General features: G+C 66.9%; 19 protein-coding genes and 1 pseudogene. 15 read left to right on the top strand and 5 right to left on the bottom strand.

Translation table 11 applies throughout. The annotated features are described in order from the left end of the window. Position 1: 1 nt before the first annotated feature. The 5 genes from SMAL_RS04705 to SMAL_RS04685 all read right to left on the bottom strand — a co-directional run bounded on the left by SMAL_RS04705 (position 2) and on the right by SMAL_RS04685 (position 4883). Positions 2-1501 (bottom strand): PepSY domain-containing protein, encoded by a 1500-nt coding sequence (locus SMAL_RS04705; protein WP_012510250.1) that lies wholly within the window; start codon positions 1499-1501, stop codon positions 2-4. Between the two features lie 11 nt (positions 1502-1512). Beyond that, a complete protein-coding gene (locus SMAL_RS04700) occupies positions 1513-3651 on the bottom strand; it encodes a TonB-dependent receptor (protein WP_012510249.1) in 2139 nt (712 codons plus the stop codon). A 129-nt stretch (positions 3652-3780) separates the two neighbouring features. Then, positions 3781-4176: a DUF2946 family protein gene (locus SMAL_RS04695; RefSeq protein WP_012510248.1), complete on the bottom strand. Its 396-nt coding sequence runs from the start codon at positions 4174-4176 to the stop codon at positions 3781-3783. 216 nt (positions 4177-4392) lie between these two features. Continuing rightward, a complete protein-coding gene (locus tag SMAL_RS04690; RefSeq protein WP_012510247.1) occupies positions 4393-4647 on the bottom strand; it encodes a hypothetical protein in 255 nt (84 codons plus the stop codon). An 11-nt stretch (positions 4648-4658) separates the two neighbouring features. Next, positions 4659-4883 carry a hypothetical protein gene (locus SMAL_RS04685; protein ID WP_012510246.1) on the bottom strand — a complete coding sequence of 75 codons (225 nt, stop codon included), beginning with the start codon at positions 4881-4883 and terminating at the stop codon, positions 4659-4661. A gap of 485 nt (positions 4884-5368) precedes the next feature. Here SMAL_RS04685 and SMAL_RS04680 point away from each other — a divergent pair, with 485 nt between their 5' ends. The 15 genes and pseudogenes from SMAL_RS04680 to SMAL_RS21325 form a co-directional block, all read left to right on the top strand. After that, positions 5369-7705 carry a VapE domain-containing protein gene (locus SMAL_RS04680; RefSeq protein WP_012510245.1) on the top strand — a complete coding sequence of 779 codons (2337 nt, stop codon included), beginning with the start codon at positions 5369-5371 and terminating at the stop codon, positions 7703-7705. Then, a complete protein-coding gene (locus SMAL_RS04675; protein WP_012510244.1) occupies positions 7706-7981 on the top strand; it encodes a DUF7696 family protein in 276 nt (91 codons plus the stop codon). 74 nt (positions 7982-8055) lie between these two features. Further along, the gene (locus SMAL_RS04670) at positions 8056-8283 is read left to right on the top strand and encodes a hypothetical protein (RefSeq protein ID WP_012510243.1); all 228 of its coding nucleotides are present in this window, start codon (positions 8056-8058) and stop codon (positions 8281-8283) included. Between the two features lie 41 nt (positions 8284-8324). Continuing rightward, positions 8325-8963, top strand: coding sequence for a deoxynucleotide monophosphate kinase family protein (locus SMAL_RS04665; protein ID WP_012510242.1), 639 nt, complete (start codon positions 8325-8327; stop codon positions 8961-8963). 152 nt (positions 8964-9115) lie between these two features. After that, positions 9116-9499 carry a hypothetical protein gene (locus SMAL_RS04660; protein WP_012510241.1) on the top strand — a complete coding sequence of 128 codons (384 nt, stop codon included), beginning with the start codon at positions 9116-9118 and terminating at the stop codon, positions 9497-9499. A gap of 355 nt (positions 9500-9854) precedes the next feature. Further along, positions 9855-10283 (top strand): Mor transcription activator family protein, encoded by a 429-nt coding sequence (locus SMAL_RS04650; protein WP_232274011.1) that lies wholly within the window; start codon positions 9855-9857, stop codon positions 10281-10283. Next, on the top strand, positions 10280-10630 hold the full coding sequence (locus SMAL_RS04645) for a hypothetical protein (RefSeq protein WP_012510239.1): 351 nt from the start codon (positions 10280-10282) through the stop codon (positions 10628-10630). Before SMAL_RS04650 ends, SMAL_RS04645 begins: the two co-directional genes overlap by 4 nt. After that, positions 10627-11112 carry a glycoside hydrolase family 24 protein gene (locus SMAL_RS04640; protein WP_012510238.1) on the top strand — a complete coding sequence of 162 codons (486 nt, stop codon included), beginning with the start codon at positions 10627-10629 and terminating at the stop codon, positions 11110-11112. The genes SMAL_RS04645 and SMAL_RS04640 overlap by 4 nt, the downstream gene beginning before the upstream one ends. A gap of 80 nt (positions 11113-11192) precedes the next feature. Then, a complete protein-coding gene (locus SMAL_RS04635; protein WP_232274010.1) occupies positions 11193-11486 on the top strand; it encodes a hypothetical protein in 294 nt (97 codons plus the stop codon). Beyond that, positions 11410-11721 carry a hypothetical protein gene (locus SMAL_RS20965; RefSeq protein ID WP_041864478.1) on the top strand — a complete coding sequence of 104 codons (312 nt, stop codon included), beginning with the start codon at positions 11410-11412 and terminating at the stop codon, positions 11719-11721. The genes SMAL_RS04635 and SMAL_RS20965 overlap by 77 nt, the downstream gene beginning before the upstream one ends. Before the next feature lie 117 nt (positions 11722-11838). Continuing rightward, positions 11839-12393: a hypothetical protein gene (locus SMAL_RS04625; RefSeq protein ID WP_012510236.1), complete on the top strand. Its 555-nt coding sequence runs from the start codon at positions 11839-11841 to the stop codon at positions 12391-12393. Then, the gene (locus tag SMAL_RS04620) at positions 12390-12980 is read left to right on the top strand and encodes a phage baseplate assembly protein V (protein WP_012510235.1); all 591 of its coding nucleotides are present in this window, start codon (positions 12390-12392) and stop codon (positions 12978-12980) included. The genes SMAL_RS04625 and SMAL_RS04620 overlap by 4 nt, the downstream gene beginning before the upstream one ends. Before the next feature lie 52 nt (positions 12981-13032). Beyond that, positions 13033-13371, top strand: a complete 339-nt coding sequence (locus SMAL_RS04615; protein WP_005408332.1) for a GPW/gp25 family protein — start codon at positions 13033-13035, stop codon at positions 13369-13371. A 2-nt stretch (positions 13372-13373) separates the two neighbouring features. Next, the gene (locus SMAL_RS04610) at positions 13374-14270 is read left to right on the top strand and encodes a baseplate assembly protein (RefSeq protein WP_012510234.1); all 897 of its coding nucleotides are present in this window, start codon (positions 13374-13376) and stop codon (positions 14268-14270) included. Further along, positions 14251-14904, top strand: a pseudogene (locus SMAL_RS21325) (phage head spike fiber domain-containing protein); the annotation flags it as partial. The gene SMAL_RS04610 and the pseudogene SMAL_RS21325, both read left to right, overlap by 20 nt. Positions 14905-14960 lie beyond the last annotated feature (56 nt).

Here is a 14960-nt window from a genome sequence, read left to right as displayed (position 1 = left end):
ATCAGCGCCGCCGCACCTTCATCCGCAACCGGCGATAGCCGATCACCGTGGCCGTCGCGCACAACGCCGTGCCAGCAGCGCTCAGCAGCAGCAACACAGCCAGCCGGGCACCTTCCTGGCGCAACATCGCCGGTAGGTCCCAGCTGTGCAGGAAGTAGAACAGCCAGCGCCCCACCCGTTCCCGATGCCCCATCGTCAGCAACGGGTCGCCGGTGGCCAGATCGAGATAGACACGCGTCGCCTCGGCATCGTCGAAGTCCACCACTGCCACCGGGAAGCGGCGCACCGCCGCACCATTCATGGCCTCCGGTGCACGCGGATAGAAGTACGCATCCGGCGCTTGCTGGACTGCGAAACCCTGCATCGGCACGTCGGACATCGCCCCTGCCTTCTGCTGCAGCCACTCTGCGGGCAACACGCGCGCAACCTGCAACCGCCCTTCAACCTGGGACACGATGCGGGTATCGCCTTGTCCATCCAGCAGCACCGCAAACAGTTCACCACCGATGCGCCGCCACTGGATCTCCACCGGCTTGAACCGCGTAGCGTCGGCCACCGCCAGTAGCGCCGCTGGTGCACCCAATGCGCCATCCACCGCCACCGCACCACCGCGATAGCGTCCGCTGTCGATCGCCTCGCGCGTGCTGCTGAAGACCCCCAATGGATTCATCGACATCAGCCCGCTGAAGATCCAGGTAAAAACGAAGGCGGCCGCCACCAGTCCGATCAGATGGTGCCAGCGCATCCACGGCTCGACATACGGTGTCTTCGCACCCGAGCGATAGTGCCCACGGAAACGCCAGCGCCATACCCCCACCACGATCCCGCTGACCGCCGCCACCGTGCACAGCGCGGACAGCACGATCACCACCCACGTCCACACCGGATCCACCGACTGCATGCGCAGGAAATACAGCCAGTGCAGCCAGGCCCCCACATAGTTCCAGCGCTGCTGCACATGCGGTGCGTCCAGCACCACTTCACCGGTGCGCGAGGACACATACAGGTCACCGGGCTGTGCGCCCCCCACCTCCACCCGGTACAGCGGCCGGTGCGCGTCCAGCGCGCGCGAATGCGTCCAGCGATCCTCGTCCACCCGCATCGCACCAACGAAGGCCGGACCGCCGGCGAACTGTGCCGCCGATGCTTCGGCGCGCTGTGCCGACACCGGCAGCAGGGCCTGGCCAGTGACGGCTGACCACGCCCCCACGTTGCTTCCCGCGCGCACCACATACGCCGGCTCGCCGCGCAGCGTGGTCAGTGCCACGGCCTCCGGCTCGGCCTGCACGGCGGCAGGCAGCACCGACAGCCCGTGCAGATCGTGGGCCTCCGGCAGCACCGGCAATGCCGCCAGACGTTCACCGGGCGTCAGCTTCGGGTAGCCGATGAACAACATCACCAACCCGCTGACGAACCACAACAGCATCAGCAGGCATCCGCCGATGCCCAGCCAGCGGTGCACCAGGTAGGTCCAGCGCTTGGCGGTGGATCGCAGCGACATGGTGCGCGTCCTCAGAAGCGATGATCGACGGTGAACTCGACGCGGCGATCCGCGCCCAGCAGCCACTGTGTACTGGTGTAGTACGCCGTGGCGTAGTACGCCTTGTCGAACACGTTGAACAGGCGAGCGGTCAGCCGCGTGCGCGGTGCTGCCTGCCAGGTCAGCGCCAGATCGGTGGTGCTGTAGCCGGGCAATTCCAGCGTATTGGCATTGTCGGCGTAGCGCTTGCCGACATAGCGAACGCCACCCGCCGCGCTCCAGTCCGGCGCGAACCGCCAGCTCAACCACACATTGGCCAGGCGTTCGGCCACGTTCGGCGGCACGTTGCCATCGCGCGACACCAGCATCGGCGGCGAACCGGCCGTCTCCAGGAAGTCCTCGAACTCGGCCTTCAGCACCGTGGCGTTGGCATCCAACGTCCAGTGCGGCGCGAAGTTCCAGTTCAACGACGCCTCGATACCGCGTGAGGTCTGCGCGCCCACCTGCACCCGGCGATCTGGCACCAGCGGATCGCGGCTGAGCAGCCCGGTCTTGCGGATGCGATACGCCGCCAGCGTCCACTCGCCGCCATCGAACGCCTGCTTCAGGCCCACTTCGATCTGCCTGCCCTTGGCCAGATCGAAGGCACCGTTGGCCGGGCTGATCATCAGCAGGCCACTGACAGGGTCCGCCGCCTGCGAGTACTGCGCATATAGGCTCAGCGTCGGCTGCAGCGCGAACACCGTGCCTGCACGCCAGCCGGTGCTGCTGTAGGTCTTCGAGAACGCGTTCTGGCCGCTGATCAGATCGGTACGGTCGATGCGCGCGCGGTCGTGGCGCAGCCCTCCCAGCACCGACCAGCGCTCGCTCAGCGCCAAGCGGTCTTCCACGAACAACGCGTACTGTTCGGCACGGTTGCGGTAGCGCGGCAGGTTCGGCGCATCGCTGACGAACTGGCCCGGCACCGGATCGAACGGATCGACCGGGCCCGAACTGCCAGCATAGGTGTTGTTGGTGTGCTTGAAGTGGGCGCGGTTGGCATCCAGGCCCACCGCGAAGCTGTTCTGCAGGCCACCCGCCGTTCCCTGCACACGCAGCGTCGAGGTCAGCCCGGTCTGGTCCTGGTTGTGGGTGATCTCGGTGTTGCCCGATCGATCGATCAAGCCGGTGGCGCGGTTGTAAACATAGGCCTCGGCATTGCGCCAATCGCGTTGGCTGTCGATCTGGTAGAGGCGCGTGCGCCATTCCACGTTCGCGGTCGGCGTCCACAGCGCATCGAGCTGGGTCCAGCGGTCACGGTAGCGGATCTCGCTGTCATCCACGTTGTAGTTGCGGTGGCGCAGCGCCTCCAGCTGGCGGCCCTCGACCAGCGGCGTGCCGAAGTAACGCATCGGCTGCTGGTAGCCCTGCGCATGGGTGAGGGTCAGCTGCAGGTCGGTGCGCGGCTGCCACAGCAGCGCGCCGGAGAACGTCGCATCGTTGTTGCGGCCACGGTCCACCCAACCGCCGCTGTAGTTGCCACTCACATCCAGCCGGTAGGCCAGCTCGGGCGTCAGCGCGCCACCGCTGCCGAAGCCCAGGCGCGCGGTGTCCTCGCTGCCCACGGTCACGCTGATCTCGTTTTCGATGGCACCGCGCGAGGGCTTCTTCGGCACGATGTTGATCACGCCGCCGATCGCGCCATCACCGTGGATCACCGAGGCCGGCCCGCGCAGCACTTCGATGCGCTCGATCGACCAGGTATCGAACGGGAACGTGATGCCCACGCCGCCGTACTGGCGCAGCCCGTCGTACAGGCGCATCACCGAGGCGCCATCGGTGAAGCCGCGGCTGGACAGCGCGCTCAGGCCGTTGCCGGGGTGCGGCATCGCACTGATCGCGCCTGCCCGGCTGATTGCATCGTTGAGGTTGCTGTCGCCACGCTGTTCCAGCTGTTCGCGCGAAATCACCGTCAGGCTGGCCGGTGTCTGCAGCACGCTCAGGCCCAGTGCGGATCCGGCGTTGGCGGTGGACGAGAGTTCGCCGCTGCGGGTATCGACCACCCGCACGGTATCCAGCGTGGTCGGTGGTGCCGCATCAGCGGCAAGCAGGGGCGCGGCGTGCAGGAGCAACGCGCACAGGACAGGCAGCGTCGCCCGGCGCAGGTGCGCGGAGTTGGAGTTCGTTTTCATTTGTTCACGGCATGCAAGGCCACCCCGCAATGGCAGGGCAGCAATCAGAAAGGGACAAACACGCGCGTGCGGGCACCGGCCGTGGCCGGCAACCTCATGGAAGGCAGATCAGTGCAACGCGCGTGCGGCTCAGGCGGCCATGAAGGCCGGCGGCCCACGCGCTCCCAATGTGCCGCTGATCCGTTGCGGCAGCGCCCGCACCGCACCGCGCAGCGCGCGGCACACCGGTGCCATCGGCGTCAACAGCAACAATGCCGCCACCAACAGGGTGATCAGCCGTGCAGCGATCAGGCAGTAATCGCAGTCCACACCCATCTCATGATCGGCGTGTGGATCGGCAGGTGGCTTCTTTGCGGCCTCGCCGTGCGGCATCGCCATCGCGTGGTGGTCGTGATGGCCTTCCATCGCGTGCTGCGCATGCTCTGCGTGCATCGCGTGGTCCATCGCCGCCACGGGCACTGCAGCAGCCACGTGACCGTGCGCCAGCCAGCGGCTCACCAGCGGAGCGAGCAGCACCAGCAGCATGGCGAGCCATGCCAGGGCCTGGAACCGGCGGTGGAGGACAGAACGGCGCACGTGGCCATTCTACGGGGCCGCAGCCAACCTTGGACCACGTTCAGGGTTGCTTCGCAGGTGGTGCGACGTTATGACGCAGCCTCGCTCACGTGGCGCACTGATCACCCCGGAGGGGACGGAAGGGCGCCCAGCCTGGCCGGCCCCTTCCGCCCCCGATCGGCAACGCTAGAACCGCGCCGGCTGCTGCACCGCGCGCTCCAGGAACATGACCCCCGCCTGCAGGCTGTTGCGGGCGTTCTCCAACCAGCGCTCCGGGTCGGCCACCGCGAATCGCTCCTGTGCATCCACGTCCCCCGCATCCGCCAGATCGGCCAGCTGCAGATGGATGTGGTTCTCCACCAGGCTCACCAGCATGGCGAGCTCGGCCGACAATCCGGCGATGCGTTCGGTGAAGTCAGCGTCGTTGCTGTTCAGAGACATGTCCCCTGTTCCTATGCGTTGCGGTGTTGATGGATGGCTTCGAAACGCTCGGCACAGGCAGGCCCACAGAAAAGCCTGGCCGGATCGTTGTCGAAGTCTTCGCTGCAGTCCGGGTTCTGGCATTCCCCAATGGGCGTGAGAGGGGCAACGCTGCTGGCCCGCGTTGCGTGCTGGGCCAATGCGCGTTGCAGGTGGCGCGCTTCCAGTTCCTGCGCTTCGCCGATGGTGTCCGTCATGCCAGTCGTATTTTATCGAGGGGTGGTCGCACCGATTGAGAACGTCGCAACGACCGTCAATGACGCGGATTCCGCGGCGGATCGGTGTTCGTGGTTGCAGTGGATTTCAGGCATGCAGGCTCCTTGTGCACGGGCGCCCGAAGGCGCGATGGAGAGAAACAAAGGGCCGTCGCTGACGGCGATCGCATCATGCGAAAACCGGTTCTCGCCAACTGCGACGCGTCGGCGCGACCACAGCGATCTGCAAACGCCATCGCAGATCCAACGAGTACCGGGCGATCCGATCGCGATCAGGGATGCAAGGTGCCGGAAGGTGTTGCAAATGAAGCCCCATTCCGACACCATGACCGTCACCACCTCCCATCACATCCTGACCACACTGCGTCGGTCGGCCGCTGCGTGGCCTGCGCACGCCAGGTACTGCACAGCACGTTGGCCGCCATCAGCCGCCGTGGACCGATCCACGTTCCCAGGGGCTCCGTCGAATGCACACACCGCATCCCACGCAGGACATCGTTCCCGCGTTCCTGCAGGCCATGCACGCGCACGGCATCGTGCCGGACGCGCGCGGCCGCGACGCGCTCAACGCCGATGGCACGCTGGTGCGCTTCCATGTGGAAGGCGACCGTCGTGGCACGCGCAATGGTTGGGCGGTGTTGTTTGGCGACAACGTGCCGGCCGGCGAGTTCGGCAGCTGGCGGACCGGCATCCGCCATGCCTGGTGCGCGAAATCGCCGACCACGTTGAGCGCCGCCGAGCAGCGTGCCATCCGGCAACGCCAGGAGGCGGCCCGCAGCGCGCGCGAACGGGATCAGCGCGAGCGCGAGGACGCCGCCGCCAAGGTGGCCAACGTGCTGTGGAACCGAGCCATTCCCGCGGATGCCCACCACCCCTATCTCGTACGCAAGGGCATCCACGCACATGGCCTGCGTGTGGCGCCATGGCCGGTGCGCAACAGCGATGGCCTGGTCTTCCGCCACATCGACAATGCCCTGCTGGTACCGGTGATGAACAGTGCGGGCCGGATTGTCTCGTTGCAGGCGATCTTTCCACGCATGGATCCGGCACTCGGACGCGACAAGGACTTCCTTTCCGGCGGCCGCAAGCAGGGCTGCTTCCATGTCATCGGCAAGCCGGTTCCCGGCCAGCCGATCGCCATTGCAGAAGGTTACGCCACGGCCGAATCCATCCACCAGGCCACCGGCTGGTGCGCGGTAGTGGCTTGGGATGCCGGCAACCTCGGCCCGGTCGGCCAGGCCTGGCGCGGCGCCATGCCGGACGCGTCGTTCGTGCTATGTGCCGACAACGATCAGTGGACGCGGCAGCCGCTGGACAACCCTGGCGTCACCCTGGCCACGCAGACTGCCGCAGACATCGATGCCCGCGTGGCCTGGCCCGAGTTCGCCGCGCTGCATGGCGACGATGACCGTCCAACCGACTTCAACGACCTTCATCTGCGTGAAGGGCTGGACGCCGTGCGTACCCAGCTGTTGCCCCCCGTGCCGCCCGCAGCAGGCGACGACGTGGCGCAGGACGATGCACCGTCATCGGGCAGCGCGCGCTACCAGGTGCCAGGCAACCTGTCCGCATTCGATGCCTTCACCCCGTTTCCCGACACCAGCGCGCGCGGGCGGCCGTTGCCAACGGCCCGCAACCTGGCCGAGCTGTGCCGCCGCACCGGTGTGACCGTGCGCTACAACGTCATCCGCAAGGATCTGGAGATTCTGGTCCCTGGGCTGCAGACGACCGTGGACAACGCCAAGGAAGTCGCGGCTGGCGAAGTGATGGATTGCATGCACCGCGCCGGCATGGCCACCGCCAGCTTCGAGACCAACCTGTGCCAGGTGGCCGAAGCCAATCCCTACAACCCGGTCGCCAGCTGGATCACCTCACGGCCGTGGGATGGTCAGCGCCGCCTGCAGGCGTTCTTCGACACCGTGCAGGAAGCCCAGCCCACGCGCATGGCCGACGGACGCGTGCTGAAGGAGGTTCTGATGCGGCGCTGGCTGATCTCCGGCGTGGCGGCCGCCTTTGAACCCGATGGCGTGGTCGCGCGCGGCGTGCTGACGTTCGTCTCGAAACAGAACCTGGGCAAGACGCGCTGGGCACGGCAGCTGGCGCCGGCGGAGCTGCAACTGATCGCCGATGGCGTGGTGCTCGATCCGGCCAACAAGGACAGCGTCAAGCAGGTCATCTCCAAATGGATCGTCGAGCTGGGCGAAGTCGATGCCACCTTCCGCCGTACTGATATCGCGGCGCTGAAATCATTCATCTCGCGCAGCCATGACGAGATCCGCCGCCCCTACGCGCGCACCGAATCCCGCTACGCGCGGCGCACCATCCTGTTTGCCAGTGTCAACGACGAACGCTTCCTGCGCGATGCCACCGGCAATACCCGCTGGTGGACCGTGCACGCCGTGGCATTGGGCGAACCGGCGCGGATCGACATGCAGCAGGTGTGGGCAGAGGCCCATGCGTTGTACAGCAGCGGCGAGACCTGGCACTTGAGTGCCGAGGAACTGGATGCACTGAATGCCACCAACAGCGAACACGAACCCATCTCGCCCATCGCCGAACTGATCGATCGCCATTTCGACTGGTCGCTCCCTGCCGAACACTGGAGCGCGCATTACCGCGCCACCGAAATCGTCATCGCGGTGGGCATCGACAAGCCCAACCGTCGCGAGGTGAACGAGGCCGCCGCCTACGTGGTGAAGCGGCATGGCGTACGCACCCGCGTGGTGGGCAAGGAGCGGGCCAAGGTCTGGCTGATGCCACAGCGCCGACGCAGTCTCGCCGAGCACGCGGCAGGGCCGTTCTAGATGCCACGCCTGCATGATGGTCGCGACGTTGACAGCAGCAGCGACGACTGGCGTCTGCACTGCGAAGCACGTCTCGTGTTGCAACTGGACGGCTACCGCCGCATGGGCAGCGACGGGCGCTGGACGGCGGTCAGTTCGCGCCGGCACCGCCAGCAGTATCTCGAGGGTGTCCTGGCCGCACGCGGCCCGGTTGAGCGTGAGCGCCTGGCAGCAGCGGCATTGCGGCTGTGGACCGCCAGCCCGCCCGTCCAACTGCACCATGACGTAAGTAGATGAAAGGTGTTGACTAGGGGCATCTACAGAGGCAAGATGGCTGTATCGGCCCGCCACCTTCCAGGAGCGCTTCCGCCATGCCTCATCCCCGACTGCATGCCTTCGAAGGTGAGCAGCTGACCGTGCAGCAGATCCACCAGCGGGTACCGGTGCTGTCCGAGCGGACCATCCGCGACCACCTCGCTGCCGGCCGACGTACCCGCACCGCCATGCTGTGCTTTGACCCGATCGCCGCGGCGGCCCGGGGCGGTCGCATCACCCAGCGCATCCTCCGCGCCCGCAGCCTCGCCGGTCGCGATTCCTGATCCTCCGGCACCTGCCGCATTTCTCCAGGAGTAGATTCCGCATGATTCCCGCCTCCCTCGACAGCGGTCATCGCATGATTGCCGACACACTGGCCGCGTTCCGTGCCGGCCCTGCACTGGGCAGCATCGCCCTGCGGCCGGCGCCGCGCGCACGTGTGCCGCTCTACATCGGCATCGCCGGCAGCAAGCGCTCGGGCAAGGACACACTCGCCAATGGACTGGCGTCGGCGTTGTCACTGCCACGCGACAGCTTCGCGGCCCCACTGCGGCAGTTCGTCGCCTCCCTCCTCGGTCTTTCCCTGCACGAACTGGACAGGCGCAAGGAGGATGCCATCGACTGGCTGGCCGAACTCACCCCGCGCCACCTGATGCAGACCGGCGGTACCGAATGGGGGCGTGACCGCGTCCATCCCGAGCTGTGGGTACGCTCGCTGTTCGCACGCCTGCCCGAGGGCGGGCTGGTACCCGACGTCCGCTTCGCCAATGAGGCCCGCGCGATCCGGCGTCGTGGTGGTGTCGTGATCCGCGTCAACCGCCCGGGCCATTGCAGCAGCGACCCTCATGCCAGCGAGCAGCCGCTGCCACATGAACTGGTCGACATCGAAGTCGACAACGACGGCACCCCGGCCGATCTGGTCCGCAGATCCCTGGACCAGCTGCTTTCACGCGGTGTGATCTGATCCGGAATCAGGACCCGCTACCCGCCCCATCCGCTGAACCCACCGCAGGCCCCGACCCATCATCGACGAGAATGATGTAAGGTCATCCCCCATCACCGACGACACCTGTCGTCACTCTGCATCCCCAACCCATTTCGCAAAGAGGAAACGCCATGGAGGTCGAACAGTTCACGTCGACGCGCCTGAAGGCCATCGAGTTGTTCAAGTCCCAGCCCAAGGGCAGCAAGGACAACGTGAGCCTGGATGCGATCTTCATCTCGCTGTGCACGCTGGCCACTGCCCGGACAGGCGCTGGCAGCGCCCAGCAGGCGCGTACCGTGGCCCGCCCCGGCAACCAGCAGCCGCCCGCACCGTGGTTCGTCGAAACCCTCGCTGCCTTGAAGGGCAAGGGCGAGTCGATCACCGTGGCGCGTTTCCTGATGTTCGCCAACCGCTTCCCGGTCAAGCGTATGGACCAGGTCAACGCAGCACGCTGGCTGCGCGACGCCGGTTACATCCCCCGCAAGACCGGCGGCAACCTGGTATTCGATCTTTGATCCAGCGCCTCCTGCAGTCCTGAAGCCCCGGCATCGTCCGGGGCTTTTTCGTTTCAGGCCCGTACACGGCGCATGAGGCTGTGTGGCGGGTGGCCGTCCTCACCCTGTACCTGCCCGATCCCCTTGATCTGCCTCTGTTCCTGCCAGATGAGGACAACGAGTACGGATGTACAGGAGAACATCAGCGGTCGGTGCAAGCGGATGCGGCGCACTGCAAGCAGGCGAGTCGTGCTCCTCACCCTTCCTCGCGCACGACTGAACGTCTTCAGCGCGCAGATATAAAAGTAGATGAAAGGTGTTGACTGGACGAGCGGGATGGCAACAGTGGAGATCAATGCCACTGAAGACATCCTCCATGAACGCCCTGCCCGACAGCATCCAGACCCTGGCCGAGGTCATCGGCGAATCCGCAGCCCTCACGCTGGTGCGTGCGTGGCCGCCGACCACCTCCAGCACCACCGGCCGTCACCGCGTCATCGTCTACGTCCCCTCCACCCTGCCCGACCAGCACCGGCTGATCGACATCCTTGGCCACGACGTCGCCCAGCGGCTGGTCGCGCACTTCGGCGGCGAACTGTTGTTCCTGGCGTCCTGCTTCGCTGCCGGCGCGCACGAACGCCGTGAGCAGATCGCCCGCGCGGTCGCCAGCGGCATGCCGCGCGAGCATGTCGCGCGTGAGTTCGGCGTCTCACAGACAACCATCAAGCGCGCCCTGCGCGGCGCGCGTTCCGCGCCGCCACCGGCCGTCCACCCGGCCCTGCTCAAGGGATACGCACGCGCATGAACGAGAGCGAGCTGCTGGCCGGCGTGCCAGATTGGGCCAAGTACCTGGGCGGGACCTCGGGCGTGCTGATTGCAGTGTCGTTGTGGCTGCGCCAGTGGCTGTCGTCGGCCAAGGTCGACCGCACCGCCGATGAAGCCACCAACAACACCCTGCGCACCCTGCAGGAACAACTCGCGGCCGAACGTACTCGCGCCGATGGACTGATGCACGAACGCGAGGCAATGGCCCAGGAAATCGGGCAGCTGCGCGGTGAAGTCAGCGCCCTGCGTGCACAGATCGCCCAGCAGAGCGTACAGATAGACGCCCTGCTGGCCCTGGTGCGCAAGCAACCGGGAGCGGCCGCATGACCGTCGCCGCCGCCAGTGCCCTCGGTGGCACCAACGTCGCTGCGTTCCTGGACATGCTGGCCGTGTCCGAAGGCACCGACATTCCGGGCCAGCGCTCACGTGGCCGCGGCTACGACGTCATCGTCGGCGGCCAGCTGTTCAGCGACTACCGCGACCATCCCCGCGTGCTGGTGTCGCTGCCGCGCTACGGCATCAAATCCAGCGCCGCCGGCCGCTACCAGTTCCTGCGCAGCACCTGGGACGACCTGCGCGCACGCCTGGGCCTGCCTGACTTCGGGCCAGTCTCGCAGGACCGTGCGGCGGTCGCCCTGCTGAAACAGTGCGGTGCCTACGAGCTGATCCGGTTGGGACGCTTCGATGCCGCTGTCACCGCGGCACGGCGCATCTGGGCGTCGCTGCCAGGCGCCGGCTACGGCCAGAAGGAGCACGCACTGGAAACGCTACGCGCGGCGTACCGTGCCGCCGGCGGAGCCCTGCAGTGACGCCCGGGGCACTGAGGTTGGGCATCGGACTGCTGGTCCTTGCCGGTAGCCACGCGAGCTGCGCCTGGCTGGGATGGACCTTGCGCGACCGCAGCGCGGACCTTGCCGTTGCCACCACCCGGGCAGCGCAGCAGGCGGCCCGCGCCGATGCAGCCCAGCGCGCGCACCAGCAGGCCCTCGCCAACAGCGCCGCAGGCGCGCAGGCCGAATCACAGCGCCTGGCCCACCAGGTCCGGCGCACCGAACAGTTCAACATCCTGCAACGGGACATCGAGACCCATGCCAAGACTCCTGGTCGTGATCGCGGCGACGCTGACGCTGAGTTCGTGCGCATCTGGCGCGAGGCCAACGCCGGCCACGCCCTGCCGCGCTGATCTCAGCATCGCACCCGCCCAGCTGCTGCCCCCTTCCCGCCTGCCGGACCTGCACGCGGGCAGCGATGACGCGCTGCTGCGCAATCACGTTGCCGTCGCACAGCAGTACCACGCGCTGGCCGAACAGCTGAGTGCGCTGCTGTGCAGCCTCGGCAACCAGCGCGGCATCACCATCAATGGCGGCGCGCCGGCAGCACCTGCCGACTGCGGCAGCAGCGCCACTTCCGCGCACTGAGCCTGCCGGATACGGCCACGCCTGCAATGCCACCCCACTGCGGTGATGGCAACACTGGCTGCAGACCGCGCGCGCCGCACAGGCCACGTCCTTCTTCCCTTCCTTGCATGAGCTGACATGGCGAACGATCCCTTCCCTCCCACGCTCGATCCGCTGATTGCCGCGATCGAAGCCGCAATCCGCGCACGCTTTCCGGGGTTTGCAAGCGTCGAGTTCCATCGCGACGCCAACGCTGAGGGGATGCCCCTGCCGGCCTGCCTGCTGGCGATGACCCGCTGTGACCGCAGCAGGGACAACAATGATGGCACTGGCCTTCTGCAGGCCACGCTGCGCTTCGAAGCACGCATTGTGCTGCCGGCAACCGATGCAACCACAGCGCTGCAGCTGCGCAACGCGGCCCTCGCCCTCGCGACCTGGTTGCACCAGCTCGGCCGCTTTCCCGGTGTTGCCAGCGGCGCGATCGATGTGATCGCAGCATTGCCCGAAGTCCCAGCGGCGGCACAGCCGGGCCTGCACACCTGGATCGTCGAGTGGTCGCTGCCGGTCGCGTTGGGCGACAACCCGTGGGATGACGCCGGTGGCGCGGTGCCGCAGGCGTCCTACAGCTTCGCGCCGGAGATCGGCCGTGCCCATGAGTCCCGCTACCAGCCGTTGCCGGAGCGCGCACGATGAGCGCCGAACACGCGCGGTTGATCGGCAACCTGCTGATGATCGGTGTGGTACGCGAGCTGGACGAGGCGAACGGGCGTGTTCGCGTCGATGCCGACGGCATGCTCACCGACTGGATTCCCTGGCTGGAACGCCGCGCGGGCCCGGGCGTACGCAGCTGGTGCGCCCCCGAACCCGGCGAGCAGGTCGTACTGGCCTGCCCCTATGGCGATCCCGGCCAGGCGCTGGTACTCGGCAGCCTGTACCAGGACCGCTTTCCGCCGCCGGCCGACTCGCGCCTGCGGCAACGCACCGAGTTCGCCGACGGCAGCACCGTCGAGTACGACCAGGAAACCACCACGCTCAACGTCCATGTCGGCAGCGGCAAGGTCATCGTCACCTGCGCGAATGCACAGGTGATCGCCAGCGAATCGATCGTGCTCGATACGCCCTCGATCAAGGCGACCGGCGATCTGGATGTCAGCGGCGCGATCAGCGCTGGCAAGGACATCAGCACACCGGGCGAGATCAAGGCTGGCGCCATCGGCCTGAAGGCACACAAGCACACCGCACAGGGCCCAACCGCCCCGACCACGCCGGCCCAGGCTTGAGCGGCCACGCCTGCAATGCCCTGAAAACCAGTACTCCACGACGATAGAGGCCATGCGAGGAATCGACGCCAACACCGGCAAATCACTGGATGGGCTCGCCCATCTTCACCAGTCCGTGCGTGACATTCTCACCACGCCCCTTGGCTCCCGCGTACTGCGCCGCGAATACGGTTCACGCGTGTTTGAACTGATCGATGCGCCGACCAACCGCTCGCTGCGCATGGACCTGATCGCGGCCACCGTCGACGCGCTCGCGCGATGGGAACCGCGTCTCCACGTCGAGAACGTCGACGTTTCCCTCCCCGCCCCCGGCGTGATGATCCTGGCAGTGACCGGGATCCACCTGCCGGACGGCGAGGCCATCACCATCGAAGGAATCGAGGTTCGCTAACCGTGGCATCCGGCTCGTTCACCAGTGTCAATCTGTCCCAGCTGCCCGCCCCGGCGGTCATCGAAGTGCTCGATTTCGAAGCCATGTTCGATGAATCGCTGACCGCGCTGCAGGCCCTGGACCCCACCTTCGACGCGCTGCTGCCGTCGGACCCGGCCTTCAAGATCCTGGAGGTCTGCACCTACCTGCGCCTGCTCGATCGCCAGCGCGTCAACGACGCCGCGCGTGGCGTGATGCTGGCCTATGCGGTCGGCAGCGATCTGGATCACCTCGCTGCGATCTTCGGCATCGCCCGCCAGGTACTGGACCCGGGCAAGCCGCAGCAGGGCATCGCGCCCCGCTACGAGAATGACGAGGACTTCCGCCGCCGCATCCAGCTGGGGCCGGAAGGATTCAGCGTGGCCGGGCCGGAAGGTGCCTATGTATTCCATGCGCTGAGCGCCGACCCGCGGGTGCTGGATGCGAGTGCCACCAGCCCCGCACCGGGCGAGGTGGTGGTGTCGGTGCTGTCGCGCGAGGCGGATGGAACCGCGACCCAGGGCCTGCTCGACGTCGTAGAAGCAAAACTGAGTGCGGATGACGTGCGACCGTTGACCGATCATGTCCTGGTGCGCACCGCGGCAATCGTCAACTACTCGGTCAGCGCCGCGCTGTTTACCTTTGCCGGTCCAGACTCGCAGGTGGTGCTTGCCGAAGCACGTACCCGCCTGGACCGTTACATCAGCGAGTCGCACCGGCTCGGCCGCGACGTTACCCGTTCGGGGCTTTTCGCCGCACTGCACGCCGAAGGTGTTCAACGTGTGGAAATCACCAGCCCGGCGACAGACATCGTGGTCGATCGCACCCAGGCCACGCACTGCAGCAACATCACGCTGACCCATGGCGGCAATGATGAGTGACGACACCACCCGCCTGATCAGCGCGCGCCTCCGCGGCGCCATTGATGGGCAGAACCGCACCTTCCGCCACCCGGGCGGTGCACTGGCAACGGAGCTGTCGGTCTACCGCACCGATTGGCAGGGTCGGCAGCGCCTTTTCAACCAACCACGCCGCAATCTTCAGCGCCAATCGCAGGATTTCCGCGCCACAAGCTGGTTGGGCTTTTACAGGAAGCCTGCCAGCCTGGTGGGTGGCGAGTCCGCGCCCGATGGAACCCGCACGGCATTCTCGTTCGCAGCCTCCGACGCCATCGGTGGCCCCAACCAGAACTTCACCGGCCTGGTGGACGACGATGGCTCCGCGTACTCCGACGGAGCGCCTTCGACCATCAGTGTCTGGTTGCGCGCCAGTCAGCCCTGCGCTGTCGATTTCGGCCTGCGTACACTCGGCGCAGGCCGGACGCGCCTGGCTGTAGGCACGGAATGGCAGCGCCACGCCTTCACCTACACGCCAAGCCCCAGCGACCCCGGTCGCGGGCTGGGCATCGTGTTTGATCGTTTGGCGGCCCCGAACTCCGGGCTCGCGCCAGACGCCCGCATCCACGTGTGGGGTGCCCAGGCAGAAGCCGGTAGTCGTGCAACAGGTTACATCGCCACCACCGCCTCCATCCCCGTCATCACCGACTACGTCCATACCGGCGCAGTGGTCAC

It is taken from the genome of Stenotrophomonas maltophilia R551-3, from assembly GCF_000020665.1.
Taxonomy (GTDB): Bacteria; Pseudomonadota; Gammaproteobacteria; order Xanthomonadales; family Xanthomonadaceae; genus Stenotrophomonas; species Stenotrophomonas maltophilia_L.
Note: the sequence above shows the minus strand (reverse complement) of the source record. Positions and strands in the feature narration are given on the sequence as shown.

Coding starts and splice junctions, on each gene's coding strand:
- SMAL_RS04705 (WP_012510250.1), bottom strand. CDS start 1,501: ATGTCGCTGCGATCCACCGCCAAGCGCTGGACCTACCTGGTGCACCGC.
- SMAL_RS04700 (WP_012510249.1), bottom strand. CDS start 3,651: ATGAAAACGAACTCCAACTCCGCGCACCTGCGCCGGGCGACGCTGCCT.
- SMAL_RS04695 (WP_012510248.1), bottom strand. CDS start 4,176: ATGCTGCTGGTGCTGCTCGCTCCGCTGGTGAGCCGCTGGCTGGCGCAC.
- SMAL_RS04690 (WP_012510247.1), bottom strand. CDS start 4,647: ATGTCTCTGAACAGCAACGACGCTGACTTCACCGAACGCATCGCCGGA.
- SMAL_RS04685 (WP_012510246.1), bottom strand. CDS start 4,883: ATGACGGACACCATCGGCGAAGCGCAGGAACTGGAAGCGCGCCACCTG.
- SMAL_RS04680 (WP_012510245.1), top strand. CDS start 5,369: ATGCACACACCGCATCCCACGCAGGACATCGTTCCCGCGTTCCTGCAG.
- SMAL_RS04675 (WP_012510244.1), top strand. CDS start 7,706: ATGCCACGCCTGCATGATGGTCGCGACGTTGACAGCAGCAGCGACGAC.
- SMAL_RS04670 (WP_012510243.1), top strand. CDS start 8,056: ATGCCTCATCCCCGACTGCATGCCTTCGAAGGTGAGCAGCTGACCGTG.
- SMAL_RS04665 (WP_012510242.1), top strand. CDS start 8,325: ATGATTCCCGCCTCCCTCGACAGCGGTCATCGCATGATTGCCGACACA.
- SMAL_RS04660 (WP_012510241.1), top strand. CDS start 9,116: ATGGAGGTCGAACAGTTCACGTCGACGCGCCTGAAGGCCATCGAGTTG.
- SMAL_RS04650 (WP_232274011.1), top strand. CDS start 9,855: ATGAACGCCCTGCCCGACAGCATCCAGACCCTGGCCGAGGTCATCGGC.
- SMAL_RS04645 (WP_012510239.1), top strand. CDS start 10,280: ATGAACGAGAGCGAGCTGCTGGCCGGCGTGCCAGATTGGGCCAAGTAC.
- SMAL_RS04640 (WP_012510238.1), top strand. CDS start 10,627: ATGACCGTCGCCGCCGCCAGTGCCCTCGGTGGCACCAACGTCGCTGCG.
- SMAL_RS04625 (WP_012510236.1), top strand. CDS start 11,839: ATGGCGAACGATCCCTTCCCTCCCACGCTCGATCCGCTGATTGCCGCG.
- SMAL_RS04620 (WP_012510235.1), top strand. CDS start 12,390: ATGAGCGCCGAACACGCGCGGTTGATCGGCAACCTGCTGATGATCGGT.
- SMAL_RS04615 (WP_005408332.1), top strand. CDS start 13,033: ATGCGAGGAATCGACGCCAACACCGGCAAATCACTGGATGGGCTCGCC.